We start from the raw sequence: 17,251 nt of genomic DNA, 5'->3' as shown, positions 1-17,251 counted from the left end.
GTCGTAGGTTCGAATCCTACACGACCCACCATTTTCAGAGGGGCGAGTTGCGTAGGTCTAGGAAGGGGGTGTTGCACCGTTCTAGCCTTGCAGCCGTCTGGGCCGAACATTAGGCCCGCATTGACGTGATGTCAATATGGAATAGCCCGCCTTTTTAGGTGGGCTTTTCTGTTTCTAAGGCCCTAAAACCATTCTGCAGGCGTAGCAATGTGCCCCCGACGTAATCAGCGATTACAGAGGGTACTGCGGTGTTGGCCTTGAAAATGCGAGGCTCTGCCAGCATGCCGGCGCTGGAATCCAGGCGCTCTCGGTAATTCCAGATTTTTCCTACAGGCCTAGCGATCTGCTGGGAGGCGCGGCTACCTTTCGTCCGGTAGCCGGCCCCTCAGTACCGGTATCGCTAGGCGAGACTGCTTCGGGCGGCAGATCCCCATCCACCAGTTCCACTTGTTGCAGCGGGAGCCGCGGACGCCGAGGCGGCACGGTTCGATAAGTGTTGAGCCATCAGAGTGAACAGCACGCTTTGCTCAAAGGTGTCAGGTGGCTGTGGTAGCGCTTCTGCTTCCCACGCGGTTGGACCTCCCTGAATGCCTGTCCATGGTGTGTGCTCCCTTGGTTCTGCAGGCTCTGTCCTGGCCTCCGGTGGCGGCGCTTCACTCACTCGAGCGAGAGGTTGCCCGCATGGTTTCGGTTTGGCAGAGGCTTGCGGGGAGCCGCTGTAATCCACCTTCCTGATATTCTCTAGCGCGCCTTGGGCCAGGCTTCTAGCATGCAGCACGGTACGCATGTGATCGTAGTCGGCCTCGATGTAGCTCATCGTGGTCTGGATATTCGAGTGGTTGAGCAGGCACTTCGTGAGGTGGATGTTCCGCTCGGGTGCCTTCATCAAGTCGGTGGCCAGGGTGTGCCGGAAACGGTGCGGGGTCATCCGCACCCCAACCTTCTCGGTCAACTTCCGGTACATGGCTTCGACTTGGTCGGAGTTCATCACCTTGCTCTTGTAGTGCGGCGAGAACCGGTTGACGTTGAACAACTGGTCGTCATCGGCGAATCCGGCTCTATCGGCCTCTTGCAGGAGCCTCGATAGGTGAGGCACAAGCCCCTCCGTTATTGGCACTACGAACTCTTTGTGAGTCTTCTCTGTCTCGCCGCGGATGAGGATCAGTTGATTTTCCCAGTCGATGTCGCGCTTGCGGATGCACAACAGCGCATTCAACCGGATGCCGGTGAAGTAGAAGACCTCAAACGTGCAAAGCCAGAACCAGGCGGGCGTGATCCGTGCGCGTTCGCCGGTGCCGCGCTCGGCGCCGACCTGCATGTTGAGCCAATGGCGGGCGCGCAGGATGGCTTCGGCGGCGACGGTTTTGCTTGCTCGCCTGGGGGGGATGACGGTGGTCTTTCTGAACGGGTTGACTTGGGAGTGTGTCACCAGCTCGTGCTCGATGGCATAGCCCCAGATCGTCCGCAGATGATTCGAGTACGTGTTCCAGCTCCGCTTCGACAGGCCTTGTTCCAGTACCTTGCGCCGCCATCCCAGGACAGCCCGGTGGTCCACGTCCTGTACGGTTGCCGTAGGACCGAAGTGCTTGAGCAGCGCCTTGGTCGCGGCGCGGTAGATCTTCGCGCTGGCTTCCCGGAGATCGTGCGCGAAGATGTACTCTTCGGTGAGCTGCTGCGGCGTCATTCCACACCTCCTTCGGCATCGGTGATGACCGTGAGGCTTGGGTTGTCCAGAGGCTGCTCAGGGAACAGCAATTTGGGATCCTGGAGCAGGTAGGCCTTGAGCTCTTTCGTCTTGCGAGGACCAGAAACCTTGATGGTCCAGATGTTCAGGTTTTTACTGGTCTTTCGGTGAAGACCTTGTTTCTCGAACGCGCGCTGCACCAGCTTCCAGCCAGTCGTATCCTTGGCCTGGGCCAGCTTTTCGAGCTCTGGATGCTCCTGGACATAACGCTTGAAGATTCCTGGCGTGACCAGCATGGCGGTCCCGTCGACGGTATGCACCAAAGCCTTGGTGTCGTTGATGAACAGGCGACGGGTCGCGATACCAGATTTCATCCAGCCAACGAATCCCTGTCCCAGATCAGTGCTTCTGCTAGGCATAAATACATCTTCAACTGCTTCAGGAGCGCAATCTGTTGGCTCCTTGTTCCCTAGTGGCTGCTGTAGGTTCTCCTCCCCGCGAGTGTTCGTAGGAGAAGCAGCCGGTGAGTCGTGGCTAGTGTCTAGCTCTTCTGATGGCGAAGTGATATTACCAAGAAGCGCGTACAAATCGTCTGTTTCTTCCTGGTCATCAGTTGAGGGCTCCGCAATCGCCCGCATCTCGTTTGACGGTTTCGCAACGCTCGGCGCAGGTTGATGGAGCGTCATCTTCGTTTCTGGTGCTTGCTGCTGTTCAGCCGGCTCGTTGGGAATTTCACAGGTCGTTTCCGGCTTTTCCGTTGAGGCGGTTCCATCTTCAACGACCAGTGATCCGCTGTAGGGTGAGGGGCGCTCGGCAGCATCTGTCCAGATCAAGGCTGGAGCAATCTTGAGTAGCGTGAACTTGTTTCTCCATCCAGCACCGTTGTCTACCGTGGCCGTCCAGATGGCCTTGTCCTCGGCATTTGTCTGGATGACGGCTTGGTCCTGAAGCATGTTGAAGAACGGCGCGTTGGAGGAGGGCACCCCCTCGATACCCTGGGCCAGTAGGTAGGCTCTCAGTTGATCGGCGGCAGGCTTGCTCACCAGCCAGAGTGCGTCCTGGGTCAGCCATCCATCGGACGGGCCGCTAGGTTGATTCAACTTGAACTTGTCCTTCACCAAGAAGCGAAGGCCGTCTGCCAACTGCCGCTGCAGCGACTGCTTCGGTGCAGCCAGAGCTCGATCCGGATTGCCTCCTAGCTCCTGTGCAACTGAGGCCTGGTCTGCCTTCACGATGATCTCGCCGAGGATCCCGGCGTGCTCGTACTGCCCAGCGAACAGGTAGATCAATTGAGCCCACAGCTCTGGAAAGCGACTGAGCCAATCGAGTGCCGTGCGCGGTAGCAGTTGGTGGATGAGGAGTGCTGAGGCAGCGCCGTGGAGCTGGTATTCGCGGGACTTCACGTACTTGAAGCGGTATGGCTGGTTGATCGGTCCGTTCCAAGGGCGCCAGGTGCTGCCGTCCTGCAGCTCCACCTGCAGGTCTACGACGATCTTGCCTATGTCGTGAGCCAGGGCGCCATACGCCGCGGCGGCCGACCAGGCTTCAGCCTGGGCTGACTGTGACTCCGGCGCTGCGCCGATCGGGAGCAGGTAGGTCTGCCGTACCTTGAGTGCGTAGGCCACGATCTCCAGGCCGTGATCGATCATCCCGCCTGGATGGGCATGGTGATGGTTTTCCGAGGCAGGGAGCTGCTGGACCAGCTCTGCATAGTTGGCCAGTGGCCGCCGGTAGATCTCCTCGAATTGCTGCTTGGATAGCGAGGCACGTTGCCAGATGTTCTCCAGTAGCTGCCGGCGCCGAGGCGTGCCGAGCAGTTCCATGCTGCTCAGAGGAGGGATGAATCCCCCTGGGGCAGCTTTGGTTGGTGGGGTGGGGGACGGCTTCCTGGATATCCAGGAAAGGAGTTGAAACATGGGAAGCTCCATGACGATTCATGGAGCGGGCTTTTCCGCCAGATCAGGGCTGGCAACAACGATAAAACAACGGTAGCGGGGAAGGGTATTTTGTTGGCAATGTGCCATCTTTCACCATTCAGCTGCATGGCGATTTCGAGTGCATCTCAATCCGAGACCCGATGCTGACTGGCAGCAAGCGGCAAAGAGTGAACGAATCCCATTCTCGCTTTTGGATCCAAAGCTGATTGGCGTGAGGGCAAACTCAATTAGTAGCCACTCAGCTCGCGGAATTGCTGGCGGTTGTGAAGTTCGACCCACTCGATCACGTCGCAAGGAAGGTAGAGTTTCCGTTTTGCACGAGATATCGCAATGTATACAGCACAGATTTGTTCATCGAACTCATCCGAATTTTTGAATTTTTCGTTTGTAAGTAGCTCAGGGGTCAGAAAGACTCGGTCGAACTCCATCCCTCCGGCCTCTCTCGCCATCATTATAGTACAGCTTTTGTCTTGCTGGCCGAGCATCCATTTTAGCTGGTTCATATCGGCAATATTGAAGCCTTTTTCCAGTTCAGCCTCCACCCAAAGAAACGCCCCGTCATACTTGTTCGCCTCACGCACCTGCTGCCAGTTAGACGTCTCACTAAAATACAGATGCGGTCCACCACTAATTTGATCGACTCTGTAGAAGTCCGGTTTGAACAGTGCTATGGCGGTAGCCATAAACTGCTTAAAATCCATCAGCGCGTTTGCATTCCATAGACTTAGCGGTCGCTCGACGGCGTTCATCTGGATGATCCATCTCATTGTGTCCCAGTATGATGCAGTCAGTACTACGCAACCGTCTGAGGGCAGAAAGTTCTGGGGGTAATATTTGATAACGACGTCATCTTCGCTAGCGCCTTCGAAGGGGATCTTACCTTTCTTCGAGTGCCGGTAGATTAGTGGGTTGACCAGGCTCTCGACGTTACGACCTGAGCGAACGGAATAGCTAATATCGCTTCGCCTAACTTCACGTTTTCTATTAACTATTGCGCCACCGGCTTGTTGATATTCATCACCAAGGGTAATTAGCACTTGGCGGCCACGCTCAATGATTTGAAGCAGCGATTCAGGGAGGTCCTGGCTTTCGTCGATGAGGACGTGGGAATAACGCGCCGGAACCACACAGCCCGCTAGACTTGCGCGCTTTATCGGCAGTAACGTCTCGAGCCCAACCAGTTTGTCCAAGGTTGGATTTGCCTCAACGTACATCCATAGACGACTTGAATATTGCAGAAGCACCCTGGTATCCAAGTTAGACAGGGGGGGCTGAAACTTAGGTAGATGCTTGGCTGATAGCAAGACGTCTCTAGACTGGCAATAGCGCTCGATCACCTTCAAACAGATATTCAGCGTCGCAAGCTTATCGTATCCAGCAAGACCGAGGATACTCAGCTCCTGCGACAATGCTAACTTGCTTGGGTTCCTGGCCGGCGCGCTCCCAGATTGAGGTCTGTATACGGGCAGAAGACTCTGTGCGAACCTCATGAAGGTAAAGCTCGTTTCCTTGGCATGCGCTCCGCCCATGCGTCTGCGAAGAGCTTCCAGCTTTCCCTCTGTGTGTGCCAGCACCAACGTGTTTTCGGGGCGCAGGCACTCTCTCAGGGCGCCTAACAGATGGCTCTTGCCTATCCCTGCATAACCTTGAATATGCAGGTGTTCATCCAGATTGGCGCGGAAAGTCCTGATCAATTTGTCCTGCGCAGGGGTCAACCATCGCTCACGGTGCCAGGGCGTAACTACCTGCTCGCTAAACGGGCTTTTATTTCTGCAGTGGCGGGCCTTAAATGTGACATCCCATTTTCCATTTGGCAACAAGTAATCCCGTGCTGAAACTTCATCAGGGAGGAGAAATCGCAGATTCAAACGTTTAGCAACCTTGCAACCAGAGTAGAACTTACCCGGCTCAAAAAGTCGTTGTGCCTCCGACAATAATCCTGGGGCCTCTGTTTTCCGAGTGTCAACTGCCCAAGCAATGAGCTTGGCCAGAACACTTTCTACCCAATGAGAGGTGAGCTGCTCCGCTGCCTCACTCGCCAAGTTCTGGATCACCAAGATCGCAGCCAGCTCTGGATCCGTCAGATCGGTAAGAGATTTTGCGCCATTAGCACCTAACAAACTTAAGCAGGTTTCAGTCGCAACCGGTAGGAATGGAGAGCTAGATAAATCAAAGTGTTCTGGGTGCATACAGTCTCGCAGCCAAGGGAGGGCGTGACTTGGAGTTAATCTCGGTCATATTGATCGTCCATTTCGGGGGCATTCTCCTCTGGTTCGTCCGCCGCCCAAGACTCCAGATTGTCAATGACACGCGCAGCACTGTCCCGGACAGGCAAGACTCTGCGGACATCGATGAGCCAACCAAAGTCTATCAACCTAGAGCGAATCAGCTCTTTTGAAACGCCTAGATAGGAACTCATGTCCGCAAGAATTTGCTGAATGGTTAAAATATTGTATTGTTCGTGGTCGACATAAATAATCCCATGCCCACGGTATTTTACATCGTAACGTTCAAGCAGAGGCCCCAGATGCTCAGCCAGCGTTTCCTTCTCCATCCACTTCGCTACCTTAGCTTCATTTGAGTCACTCATGGCTGGCCTCGCCGATAATGCCAAGCTCGAACTGGTAGTTACCCAGGGTGCCCGACATGCCTCTGGGGTATTTCCTGTGCTCGTTCATTGCCACAGTTCCATTCGTATTGATTTTCTCCTGCAACTCATGAACTGCCATTTCGAGCAGTCTGTGCAGGTCTCTAGGGGCGCGCGCAGATACATGTAGCTGCAAATCAAACTTTCCCAAAACAGGGGACGAATGTACAGCGGGTACTGTTAGCTTAGCGGAAAACGTACGCCGTTGCTTGCTCATCAGACACTTCTCTCTCGGCGAGGATTTTCGCCTAAATCGGTGTCCGGGATCAGTAGACCACTACAGTCACATCCTTCGCGGTTACTAAGCCCTAACCCATGAGTCGTCCGGCAAGATTCGAAGTTTTCAGCCCTTTTCAAACTGCCCGTGGAAATGGGATAGAACTCCGCGCAATGTGATACCCATTGGCTTGTACATGGTGTCGAGTGACGCCCTTACTGACCTAGAGTACCGTCTTTATGCCGACGCTATCTTCATCGGCGCCATACTGGCCACCAGCAGACGCGTATCCCCATCGTCAAAAACGACTCGCAGAACGCGATCGTCGATCCATCTGTCGATGGTTCCACTCCCGAAGATGGCATGAATTACCCGCGTTCCTTTTGCCGCGCCGACGACGTCGTGGTTTGCTCCCGCGGACGCGGGTGAGGGCGGCTGTGGGCGCTTTGCATAGCGCCAGTCTTTAGAGAAAGGGAAGGTTGCGAAATAGGTATTCGCGACCTCGGGGCGGTCTACCTCTCCAAGGGCCGCGAAGCGTCCTTCTTCGACAGCGGCTCCTGCATGCCGAGCCAAGGCAATATCCATCTCCCAAAGAAAGCGAGATACGGAGCTCGTTTCCGGATGCGTTTCAGTGATGTCCGGGCGCTCCAGGCTGCGCTGAAACTCCAGGTCGTTGGGGTGAGCAATGAAAACCTCATCGACGGCGCGCGTGATGGCCACGTAGAACAGCCGGCGCTCTGCCTCGATTTCATCGGCGCTTAGGTCGTCTCTGGGAAAGCCGCTTCTCACGACTCCAGGTACGAAGACCCTTGACCACTGTGCCCCTTTCGCTCGATGAATGGAGCTGATCCACACGTGTGGCGTTGTTGGTGGTTCCATGGCCGATGAGTCGATGAGCGGGTCGATGCTATCCAGAAACGCGTCGATGCTGCCTTCATGCCGGCTGGCAATGAGACGGAAGGCCTGGACGTTCGCCATGACGGCAGCCGCCTGATCCGCGGTGGGGGACTGCTTTTCGATATTGCGTTCGAACTCCGTTGCCAGCAGATAGCGATCCAGGACGGTGAGCACCTTATCCTGCGGATCGGTGGCGGTCGCCAGGATCTCAAGCAAATCCGCACGGTCACGAATCTGGTTGGCTTGATAGTCTTTGGTTTGCAGTGTGATGGTCGAGCGGATGGCTTCAACAAGGCATTCTGGCTGACGCACGACGAGCTCTACGACACGGTTTATTGCTGCCTTGTCCAAGTAGAGTGTAGGGCGGTACATCAAACTCTTGATGACGTATCGGAGCTGGTTGGCATCCAAGGTTTTCCAGCGGCCACTGGCCAACTGGAGGACACCGAGCAGCGCGCTGATCTCGGGAATACGCATCAGCGGCGGCCGGCCATAGACGTGATAGGGGATACCGCGTTGGTGCAGATCCAGCTCCAAGGTGACGCTCAGGTCGTAGGTCCTCACCAGCACCGCGATGTCCTGGAGCTTCAGCCCGGAGGTGAGCCGCTCTGCTACGTGTTCTCCCAGGTCAGCCAGCCCGAGGGCCAGCGGCAGGCAGTGGATACGCGTGCGCGGTGTGCCCTCCGCAGAGATGCTGATCTTGGGGTTGCGATTGGTGTTGCAGCTGATTACCTGGCTGGCCGCGATCGAAAGCATGTGGCCAAAGCGGAACGTGTGCGGCAGGGTGTATCGGGTGGCTTCTGGAAAGTCTTGTTCAAAGCCCCGGATGAGGTAGTCGGGTTCGGCACCACGCCAATCATAGATGGCCTGGTCTTCATCCCCGACGAGCATGACCTTGGCCCGATCGCCGGCGAGGATTTTCAGCAGAGCGATCTGGATGCCGTTCATGTCCTGGGCTTCATCGACGATGAGGTGATCAACCCGGTTCTGAACGTATCGCTGTGTCGCGGGTTGCCTCAGCATCAGCTTGACGGGGTCGTACAGCTGATCTTCAAAAAACCTGACCTTCAGTTGCGCCCGGTGCTCTTCATAGAGACGAAATGCCTCGACGTACCCTTGGGTTATCGGCCCGTACTGGCGTGTTTCGAACACCTCCTCGGGGCTGTGCGTGCTCGACTTGACCAGCAGCAAGAAGGCGATAAATCCATCGATCAACTCCTTGTCCGGCGTGACGTTGCTGCCGTTGATCGCTTTAAACACCTGGGTGAAAGCGTCCTTGGCAATCTTCGTCCGCAGATGATCCTTGGGTTCTATCCTGGCTTCTGGAAGCAGCCCGTTCTGGACAAGTCGATTGACGATCTTGTTGCCCATCGAGTTGAACGTCCTGATTTCAGGCGCAGTACCTTGGACTGCCTGCTCGAAACGCCGCCGGAACGATAGGGCGGCGTCCCTGTTGAACATGACGACGGCGATATGGGCTGGGCTGATGTCGCGCAGAAGATGCCGGACGCGGCCAATCAGCGTCTCGGTTTTTCCCGAGCCTGCCACTGCCGCCACAATTGCATGGGCACCTGCGTGCTCGATGACCTGCAATTGTTCCTTCGTGTACGTCCGCTCTGACATCGCCCACTTTCCAATTTGAAACGAGAAAGCCCATTCTATCTGCCAGAGAGCTGAGCGCCTCCTGGTCTGCGAGAAAACGTTGGCCGGTCGTGGCCAAGCCCTCTCAGCGGCGCTCAATCAGCACGCTGAGTGGCTACATCCCGCTCCTTAGCCTCGTCGCTGCGGACGTGGTAGCAACTACGCAATGGCTACTGGCGCTCGCCTTTTGCTCTGCCGATTCTGCCGATAGCTTGGGCCAAGCTGGATGTGCGTCCTACGCAGGATATCTGGATGCGCTCGAGTAAGCCGGTGTTGCTCGAAAACTGAACCTCCTCATAGCGCACGACAGGCAGTTCTCGGTTGTTCTTGAAGCGCCTGTCTGGGCCACCTTTTTTGTTCACAAACTTCCAGGTTCTGCTGACGATCTCGGAATCTTTCGGGACGGCGCCGTCTTCGATGAAGTTTGTCGTAGAGATGTCGATTCGCAGGTTTTCATAGGACACCGCGCCGACCCCGTTGGCTTCGAACACGAGCACCTTGTCCGGGAAGAAATAGAGGGTCTGGCGGCCCACGGGGATGCTGGGGGTGGCAACGTTGGTTTTGACGAAGGGCGGGTTTTGCAGTCCGAGTGCGATCGAGCTTCTGGTCACCAGGTGACTGGCGCCGGCGTGGTACTTGCGATCATGTACCTTCCCTTGCGCCTGAAGATGCCAGGTTGCGCGACAGCTTCGAACGCCGTCGAAGGCGGTGTGCAATTGCTCGACGACACCGGCGAATTCTGACTCGATGTCGTAGAGCATGACCGTCGTTTTTCTCAGCAGATCCCAGTAGTACGTTACGGCTATTAGCAGGCCGCCAATGATGAGTAGGGTAAGCAGTGCCCAGGGTGGCAGCTGCTTCGCCGAGAGGACAAACGCGCCGACGGTGAGGGCGGCGACGAAGGGCCAAAGGCGCAAGCGCTTTCGCTTGGTATTCAGCTCGTCGACGAGCGCTTGCGATGAGGAATCCACCATCAAGCCGATCTTGCCACTATCGATTTCCTTGAGGGGCTCGTGTGTATGCGATGGGATATCGACTACCGGGGTAGGCGCTCTCGCCGGCTTGGGTGATGCAATGGCAGGGGCCGAGCCATTGGATGGGAGGGTTTGGCGGTAGTAAAAGCCTCCGCGCCCCATGTGAATGTAATTGCCCCTCGGCCCAGTTCCAACCCGGAGGCCCTTAATACCGGCGGAAACACCAATTCCAGACTTCGAGAGGTTGAACCTGAACGGGCCCACTCTCACTGACTTACGCACTGACAATCCCATGTTCCCTCCGGGCTTTGAAACTGCCCCCTTGCAGCGGGGGAATCCCTCGATCGTACGGTCTTCTAGCGCAGCCAACGCTGTGCCCACGAGATCGACAAGCTGGTCAGGAGAACAACTGGTCGATCACGCCTTGGATTCTGGCCCGGGTTGATGCCGAGACTTTGCTCAGCCCGAGCTCTCGTGCCATGGCGTAGAGCAAGTCTTCGCCGACGAGGCTTTGGTCTGCCAATGCACGTGCCAAGGCAAGGAGCTCCAAGCTGCAGATCTCGTCGACAGGACGGGTGTGATCAGCGCCGGTCGGTCGGCGATACGCTACGGCTTCGCAGTTTGGTAAGCGGCTGGGCCAATAGAAGTGCCCAGCGTCCTCTTCAACCTTGCGGTGTACGCGATCGGCCACGCTGACGACACGATCACGAATGCGTGCGCCAGTGCGAGTCCAGCCATGTGCCCGGGCGATTCGGCGGGCGAGCGAGGTATCGAGGACGGGGCCTTCCTCGTCGACCACATGCTTGATCATCATCGCCAGGACAGTGTCATAGCGCGGATCGAAGAATGCATCCGGATCCACGCCTTCCACGGCGCTCAGCGGGTCGCTCCCTCGGTAGTAAGGGAAGGTTATCGAAGTGCGTGCTGCGTCTGCCTGCATATCGGCGTAGCGCACGCTCGGCATGTCCAACGTCTCGTTCTCGGTTTCAGGTTCCACTGACTCATCAGGGGTTTTGAGCTGGGGACGGTCGACAGGGAGTGCTACAACGTTGTCGGCCAGCGGAGCTTGGTACTCAGCGGCATTCGCGGCCAACTGCTCCTGGGCTTCACGAGCCGCACGTTGCTGACGGCTTTCGACCAACAGAGCCTCAAGGTGCTCATGGGTTTTCTGTGCCGTGCCCAAGGCGTCGATCCACCAGTCGGTCGACCAGATGCGCAGAATCTCCCAACCAAGACCTCGTAGCACTTGCTCGCGCAGCTTGTCCCGATCACGGGCTGTTGCGCTGCGGTGGTAGGTTGCTCCGTCGCACTCGACGCCGGCGAGGTAGCGCCCAGGCGCATCGGGGTCGACAACTGCGAGGTCGATGCGGAACGACGACACGCCGACTTGGGTGACGACCTGCCAGCCCTTGCGACGAAGCGCGTTCGCAACGGCTTCCTCAAAGGGGCTGTCGTATCCGCCTAGGCTCCCGGTATCGGCTCCTGCAAGTGCGCGAGCACCGCGGTCGGCAAACTCGAGGAAGTGCTTGAGATCGCGGACGCCCAAGGCCTGTGTGCGTGCTAGATCGATCTTTTCGGCTCGCAGGGTGCTGAAGACGCGAAGTTCATGGCGAGCCCGGGTGACGGCGACGTTGAGCCGACGCTCACCTCCCGTGCGATTGAGCGGGCCGAAGTTCATGGCAACGTTGCCTGCAGCATCGGGGCCGTAGGTAATCGAGAAGTACATAATGTCGCGCTCGTCACCCTGAACACTTTCCAGGTTTTTCACGAAGACGGGTTCAAGCTCGCTCTCCGAGAAGTAGCTTTCCAGCGCCGGGTCTTTTCGGCGTTCGGTGTCGAGCAGATCCTCGATCAGCTTTTGCTGTTCGCCGTTAAATGTCACGACGCCGATGGTCAGCTTGCTCTCTTTGAACCCAGGGCTACGCAACCGGCCGATCAGGTCAGCGACCAATGCCTTGGCCTCTGCAGGGTTGGTACGTGCAGAGCCTTTCTCGTACACCCCGTTGATGACGTGCAGGCTGACGGCACGATCATTTGTAACAGGGGAGGGGAAGGTCACCAGCTTGGACTCGTAGTAGCGCTGGTTCGAGAACGCAATCAGGCTTTCGTGTCGACTACGGTAGTGCCAGTTCAGGTTGCGGATCGGCAGGTTGGCACTGATGCATTCATCCAAAATGCTTTCGAGGTCGGCCTCGACATCAACGTCATCCTGGGTGGATTCAGCACGATCGAAGAAGGAGGTCGGGGGGAGCTGTTTGGGGTCGCCAACCATCACCACCTGCTTGCCACGAGCGATGGCGCCGATCGCATCCCATACCGGAATCTGTGAGGCTTCGTCGAAGATCACTACATCGAAGACGCTGGAGTTCGCTGCCAGGTACTGGGCGATGGAGAGCGGACTCATCAGCAAGCACGGCGTCAGCTTGGTGAGGGCATCGGGGATTTTGGACATCAGCTCGCGCAGCGGAAGGTGGCGCGTTTTCTTCGTGATTTCGTGCCGAAGGACGCCCCATTCCGAGTTCTTGCTCACCGAGTCCTGTGTGGGGAGCTCGGCACACAGGCGTGCGCGCAGCAAATCACGGGTCAGCGCGGTGAAGCGGTCGTCCAGGGCACGGAAGTCTCGAATGCGCTGCTCGTGTTCTACGCTCACGAATGTGCGAATGACAGGCTCGTGATCAACGGCCGTGTTCAACCACCAACGGGCATAGTTCGTTTCGAATGCCTTGCGCACAGAGCCTTGTGGAACCTGCCCTGCTTTCAGCGCATCGACCAGCGGAAGCAGGCCGAGAGCGGATGCTTCATCGCATGCTTTCTTCCAGGCGCACCAGGCGTGCAGGCCATTGCCGGATTGCACGATCTGCTCACACTGCACATGCTGCTGACTCAGCTCCTGCTCCGTGAAGTCGGCCGCGTCCTCGGCCAAGAAATGCCCGGCGTCGACGAGCTTCTGCGTATGCGCGACGTACTTATCAAGCGACTCCAGCAACTGCCCGCCGGCCTGGGCCAACTGACCCTCGGGCTCGAGCAGGGCATTGGCGTCACCTAGCAAACGCCCCAACGCTGATTTGACGCCCTCGACATGTTCTGGTGTTTGCACAAGGGCAGAGATGGCGCTGGCGAGGTGGGCGTGGAACTTGAGTACGCGGGAGACCGTGTCTTCCTTCGTATGCAGGCCCAGCCACAGACCGGATGTCAGTTCTCGCAGGTCTGCCAGGTCGCTTAGTTCTCGCTCGATGGCTTCTCGCTGCCGGAGAATTTTCAGCTCACCTTGGAGCCGCTCTCCACAGGCGCCGCTAGCAACGAGCTCATGCTCGTCCTCCAGGCGTCCTTCCTGCTGGATAGACCGTCTTGCGCGCTGGAAGGCCAGCGCAGCGTTGAGCGCTTTGGTTTGGGTCTGCAGTCCGGCCCAAAGCGATCCTGTCGCGGGGGTGAGTGGGTTGAGTGTGGAAATCTCACCCTCGAGCGCCCGGACGTCTCGCATTCGCTCTAGCGTTTCCTTCAGTGCGAGGCCCGCCTGCCCCTGACTGATGAGGTCGAAGCCGTCGTCTGACCAAGCACGGCCTTCAACGCACGCAGCGAGCGAAGCCTGCAGGCGCATGACCACCGACAGAAGGGCTGGGTCAGTGTTGTGACCCTTCCATACAGCGCTGGAAGAGGGCCCTGGATCAATGGCGTCGAGGCGAGCGCGGAGTTCACGAATGGTGGTCCAGAGCTGAAGATCTTCCGCAATGGTCGTAGGCGCCGGCGTCGATTGAGTGCTCACCACGTGCCCGCGGATTCTGCGTTGGACAAGCCAGGATTTCGGCCACATCGATTTGCCGGCTTGATCCCACTCCTGCAGCAGAGCACGGACATCCAGTGCCTCAATGGCATCGGAGTAACCCACGGACAGCGTCTGCGTGACTCGTGCAACCTCTGCAAGGGTCTCCAGGCCCTGGTTGAGCAGAATCATGCTCGCTACTGGCCAGGGTTGGGGCAGACCAGATCTGAGCTCCGCATGCCGGGCCAGCAGTCCCAGTCCGCGTTGGCACTCCTCCAGCGTACTGGATGTCCAGAATGCGGGGAGCGTCTGGTTGAGCGTGCGGTGTTGCTCGATGAGTTTCAGGCCTGCATCCAGACGTTGCCCGATTGCACGGGCATCGGGACGGAGCACGAAGCTCCAGTTCTGTCCTGCGGCGGCGGGAAGGATCTTCGCCAACGCGGCCAGTCCTTTGAGCGTCCTGATATTGGCTGGCAGCGAGGGTAGGCCGGACATTTGGATGTAACGCTCACTGGCCTTTTGCACCGCATGGATGGCAGGGCCGAGCTCACGTGCCGCCTCGATCACCTGGTGCTGCCAGGTTGGAGACCAATCGTTGTTACCAATCAGATGCAGCGGGTGTTGGTTCAGCGTGCCGAAACCGACCGCCTGAGCATTGACTTCCAGGCGATCGGCGATCTCCCGCTTAGCGAGTAGATCCGCGGACTGATGCTGCGTGTGCGATGTCCACGCGAGATTAATCGGAGCGACATCCTGATTGGTGCTGACGATGCCGATGGCATCATAGATCGTGTACCCATTGGGGTAGCGCTCGTGCAGTCTCTCGGCATACTGGTTCAGCACATCACGATGCCCTTGCAGGCGTTGTGCCTCGGCCTGCCATGTGTCTGCGTCAGCAGTGCCACGGGCCTCCCAGGCGGAGTGCAGCTGGGCAAGGACTTCGGTTTTCTTCGACTTGCTCGAGTGAACCTCGAGGCAAAACTCACCCAGGCCTACCTCGCGTAGGCGCCGGTATACAACATCGAGCGCGGCGATCTTTTCTGAGACGAAAAGTACGCGTTTTTGCTGCGCAATGAACTGAGCAATCATGTTCACGATCGTCTGGCTTTTGCCGGTGCCGGGTGGCCCGATCAGAACGAAGTCGCGTCCCTGTGCTGCCGACAGCACCGCGGAGAGTTGTGACGAGTCAGAGGGAAGAGGGCAGAAGACCTGCTGAGGGCTGTATTGCGTGTCCAGCTTCCGCTCTTCCGGGAATGCCCCACCACCGCCGCCGTTGAATGCATCGCGTGGGGTATCCAGCAGATGCTTGACCACGGGGCTTTGGCGCAGCGCATCAGAGCGCTCCGAGAGGTCCTTCCACATCAGGTATTTGGCGAACGAGAACATCGACAGGACGACATCTTCGCTGACCTCCCAGCCCTTGATGTCCTTGATCGCGTGGGCAACCGTTCTCCAGATCAACGCGACATCCAGACCTGAGTCGTCTTTCGGCAGCGCGCCATCTCCGATGCCCAGACTTAGCTCAAAGTCCTGACGGAGCATTTCCTGCAGGGTTGGGTTGAAGCGTGGCTCGTCGTCGTGAATCACCAGAGTAAAGCCTGCACGAGCGCTCTTTCGCTCAAGCGTTACCGGTACCAGTATTAGCGGCGCTCGATAGCGTTGGCTTTCTCTGTCCTCACGTGTCCAGGTCAGGAAGCCTAGCGCGAGGAACAGCGTGTTGGAGCCGCCTTCCTGCAGGTTCGTGCGGGCTCCCCGATAGAGTTCGGTGAGGCGGGCATCGAGCTCAGTGACCGGCAGGCCTACGAACACTTCATTGCGCTTCAATGCATCCAAAGCATGCTGACGTCGAAGGTCTTCGCGTTCCCTTTCTTCGTGCAAGGCTTGATCGCGCGGGTCAGCACCATCCATCAGGTCAGGGCGTGTGTGCAGCTTGAGCTGCTGTCCGCTGGCGAGGATGTCCTCAAGCGCCGCGGCATCTGGTGCCTCCAAGCGAACCGCTTTCTTGCCGGCCTTGAAGTTCAACAGGTTGTTACGCAAGGACAGATCGAGCAGCTTGCGTTGCCAGCGGGCGAGGCGATCTTTGGGATCTAGTGACGCAACGTCAACTTCAACCGGGGCCTCGTCAGGCAGTTCGGGTGGCAAGTCGATGAGTAGTTCCTGGCCAGCCTGGTTCTGCTCACTACTAGCGGTACCAAGAGCAGGAGCTGCCTCTGTAGTGGCCAGTGGTTTGATCCGCTGCAGCCGGGCACGCCGGATGTCCAGGGCGAGCTCAAATTCCTGCTCCTGGCCCTCAGCCAGATGTTGGGCACCGCGCTCTATGGCATAGGACAGTGACGGGATGTTGGGTTGAGTGATCAGTGTGGTCTCAAACAGCTTCAGCTCGTTGAGCTTCATGCGTTTGCGCAGCGCGGTGATGTCATCGACGGTACTGTTGGAGAACTCCTCGGCTTTGAGCCAGAAGCCCGAGAATGCGTGGCCTCGAGTGAAGATCAGCAGCGGGTTCAGGCCTGCTTGCTCTAGCGCTGCACAGAACAGCAATGACAAGTCGAAGCACGTCGCCAGGCCACTCTCGAGAATGTGGCTTGGACTGCGTACTTTCTGGCCGAACTGCTCGAAACTAGCTGGGGGGAGGGCGTAGTCTAGTTTTAGGGACGCGACTGCGGCCCAGATCGCCGATGCAATCTCCCAGGCGTGTGCTGAGCCGCTGGAGTAACCGTTCAGCGCGGGGTTCTTGTCTTGGTCGCGCAGTAACTCCGCGGCCTTCTTCAGCAGCCGCTCAACCGCGAGGTCGTTAGGCTGGACGAAGGCCGCGGTCATGTCGGGAAGATGGGATAACCCGCCCCATTGATTGCGAGGGAGTAGCTCCAGAGTGAGTTCAAGACGGGTGACTTCTTGGCGCTCTTCGTCACCATTGCCCAGGGACGTCAGAACAAAGGTGACGGCCACGCTCTCTGCTTCAGTAAGCCGGGCAAGCAGGGCACCATCGATCTGCAGATCGAGCCCTGGTATGGGAAGGAGTGTGCCAGGGCCCAGCGCGTCGATATGCCAGGTCTTGGGCTTGAAGACGAGAGGGTCGGAAAGGAGCTGAAGCTCCAGTCTGCTGTACTTCTGATCACTGTCGTTGATCAGGCGCAGCTCTCGAATCACCGGTACCGAGTTCTGGAAGTCGGCCAGGTTGAGCTTGGCGACCAGCGTCGCTTGAATGCGGACGGTCTTTATCGCCTCCGGCTCGATAGCCTCTACGGTGGCGTGCGAATCCTGAGGCAGCTCGCTACCTGGCTGCTGAATAACCTCATCACTCATTTCGATCTCCTTGTCCAAACCTAGCGAAGTGGCCAGGCGGCGGAAAACTCTCGTGACGGGCCTACCCCCGGCGCGCGCTTCCCTACATCGCTTCATCCTATCTGGCTTGGATGGATGATGGCGAGTGGCCAAAGGGTTGAGTTGACGAGCTGTATTGTGTGGCAGTTTGAACCGGCTATCGCCCGTTCGCG

Annotated in this window: 8 protein-coding genes and 1 pseudogene; all 9 read right to left on the bottom strand. The window is 57.8% G+C overall.

The genetic code is table 11. The features are described from left to right. Positions 1-400: 400 nt before the first annotated feature. The 9 genes and pseudogenes from xerC to HMPREF2914_RS16880 all read right to left on the bottom strand — a co-directional run bounded on the left by xerC (position 401) and on the right by HMPREF2914_RS16880 (position 17,060). On the bottom strand, positions 401-1,684 hold the full coding sequence (gene xerC / locus HMPREF2914_RS16910; protein WP_003086133.1) for a site-specific integrase: 1,284 nt from the start codon (positions 1,682-1,684) through the stop codon (positions 401-403). Further along, positions 1,681-3,600 (bottom strand): MobH family relaxase, encoded by a 1,920-nt coding sequence (gene mobH, locus HMPREF2914_RS16905; protein ID WP_023098802.1) that lies wholly within the window; start codon positions 3,598-3,600, stop codon positions 1,681-1,683. The genes xerC and mobH overlap by 4 nt, the downstream gene beginning before the upstream one ends. A gap of 248 nt (positions 3,601-3,848) precedes the next feature. Further along, positions 3,849-5,810 (bottom strand): hypothetical protein, encoded by a 1,962-nt coding sequence (locus HMPREF2914_RS16900; RefSeq protein WP_003086135.1) that lies wholly within the window; start codon positions 5,808-5,810, stop codon positions 3,849-3,851. A 35-nt stretch (positions 5,811-5,845) separates the two neighbouring features. Then, positions 5,846-6,211 carry a hypothetical protein gene (locus HMPREF2914_RS16895; RefSeq protein ID WP_023098801.1) on the bottom strand — a complete coding sequence of 122 codons (366 nt, stop codon included), beginning with the start codon at positions 6,209-6,211 and terminating at the stop codon, positions 5,846-5,848. Continuing rightward, positions 6,204-6,485 carry a hypothetical protein gene (locus tag HMPREF2914_RS32415; protein ID WP_123788624.1) on the bottom strand — a complete coding sequence of 94 codons (282 nt, stop codon included), beginning with the start codon at positions 6,483-6,485 and terminating at the stop codon, positions 6,204-6,206. Before HMPREF2914_RS32415 ends, HMPREF2914_RS16895 begins: the two co-directional genes overlap by 8 nt. Positions 6,486-6,722: 237 nt before the next feature. Next, positions 6,723-8,975, bottom strand: coding sequence for an ATP-dependent helicase (locus HMPREF2914_RS16890; RefSeq protein WP_169309823.1), 2,253 nt, complete (start codon positions 8,973-8,975; stop codon positions 6,723-6,725). Positions 8,976-9,193: 218 nt separating this feature from the next. Further along, positions 9,194-9,997 (bottom strand): hypothetical protein, encoded by an 804-nt coding sequence (locus tag HMPREF2914_RS16885; protein WP_196714317.1) that lies wholly within the window; start codon positions 9,995-9,997, stop codon positions 9,194-9,196. 147 nt (positions 9,998-10,144) lie between these two features. After that, positions 10,145-10,291, bottom strand: a pseudogene (locus HMPREF2914_RS33165) (DUF4236 domain-containing protein); the annotation flags it as partial. Positions 10,292-10,394: 103 nt separating this feature from the next. Further along, the gene (locus HMPREF2914_RS16880; RefSeq protein WP_003086141.1) at positions 10,395-17,060 is read right to left on the bottom strand and encodes a DUF3320 domain-containing protein; all 6,666 of its coding nucleotides are present in this window, start codon (positions 17,058-17,060) and stop codon (positions 10,395-10,397) included. Positions 17,061-17,251: the final 191 nt, after the last annotated feature.

It is taken from the genome of Pseudomonas sp. HMSC067G02 (genome assembly GCF_001813485.1).
In the GTDB taxonomy this organism is placed as follows: Bacteria; Pseudomonadota; Gammaproteobacteria; order Pseudomonadales; family Pseudomonadaceae; genus Pseudomonas; species Pseudomonas aeruginosa.
This window is presented reverse-complemented; position numbering and strand designations above follow the sequence as displayed.

Coding starts and splice junctions, on each gene's coding strand:
- xerC (WP_003086133.1), bottom strand. CDS start 1,684: ATGACGCCGCAGCAGCTCACCGAAGAGTACATCTTCGCGCACGATCTC.
- mobH (WP_023098802.1), bottom strand. CDS start 3,600: ATGTTTCAACTCCTTTCCTGGATATCCAGGAAGCCGTCCCCCACCCCA.
- HMPREF2914_RS16880 (WP_003086141.1), bottom strand. CDS start 17,060: ATGAGTGATGAGGTTATTCAGCAGCCAGGTAGCGAGCTGCCTCAGGAT.
- HMPREF2914_RS16900 (WP_003086135.1), bottom strand. CDS start 5,810: ATGCACCCAGAACACTTTGATTTATCTAGCTCTCCATTCCTACCGGTT.
- HMPREF2914_RS32415 (WP_123788624.1), bottom strand. CDS start 6,485: ATGAGCAAGCAACGGCGTACGTTTTCCGCTAAGCTAACAGTACCCGCT.
- HMPREF2914_RS16885 (WP_196714317.1), bottom strand. CDS start 9,997: ATGGTGGATTCCTCATCGCAAGCGCTCGTCGACGAGCTGAATACCAAG.
- HMPREF2914_RS16895 (WP_023098801.1), bottom strand. CDS start 6,211: ATGAGTGACTCAAATGAAGCTAAGGTAGCGAAGTGGATGGAGAAGGAA.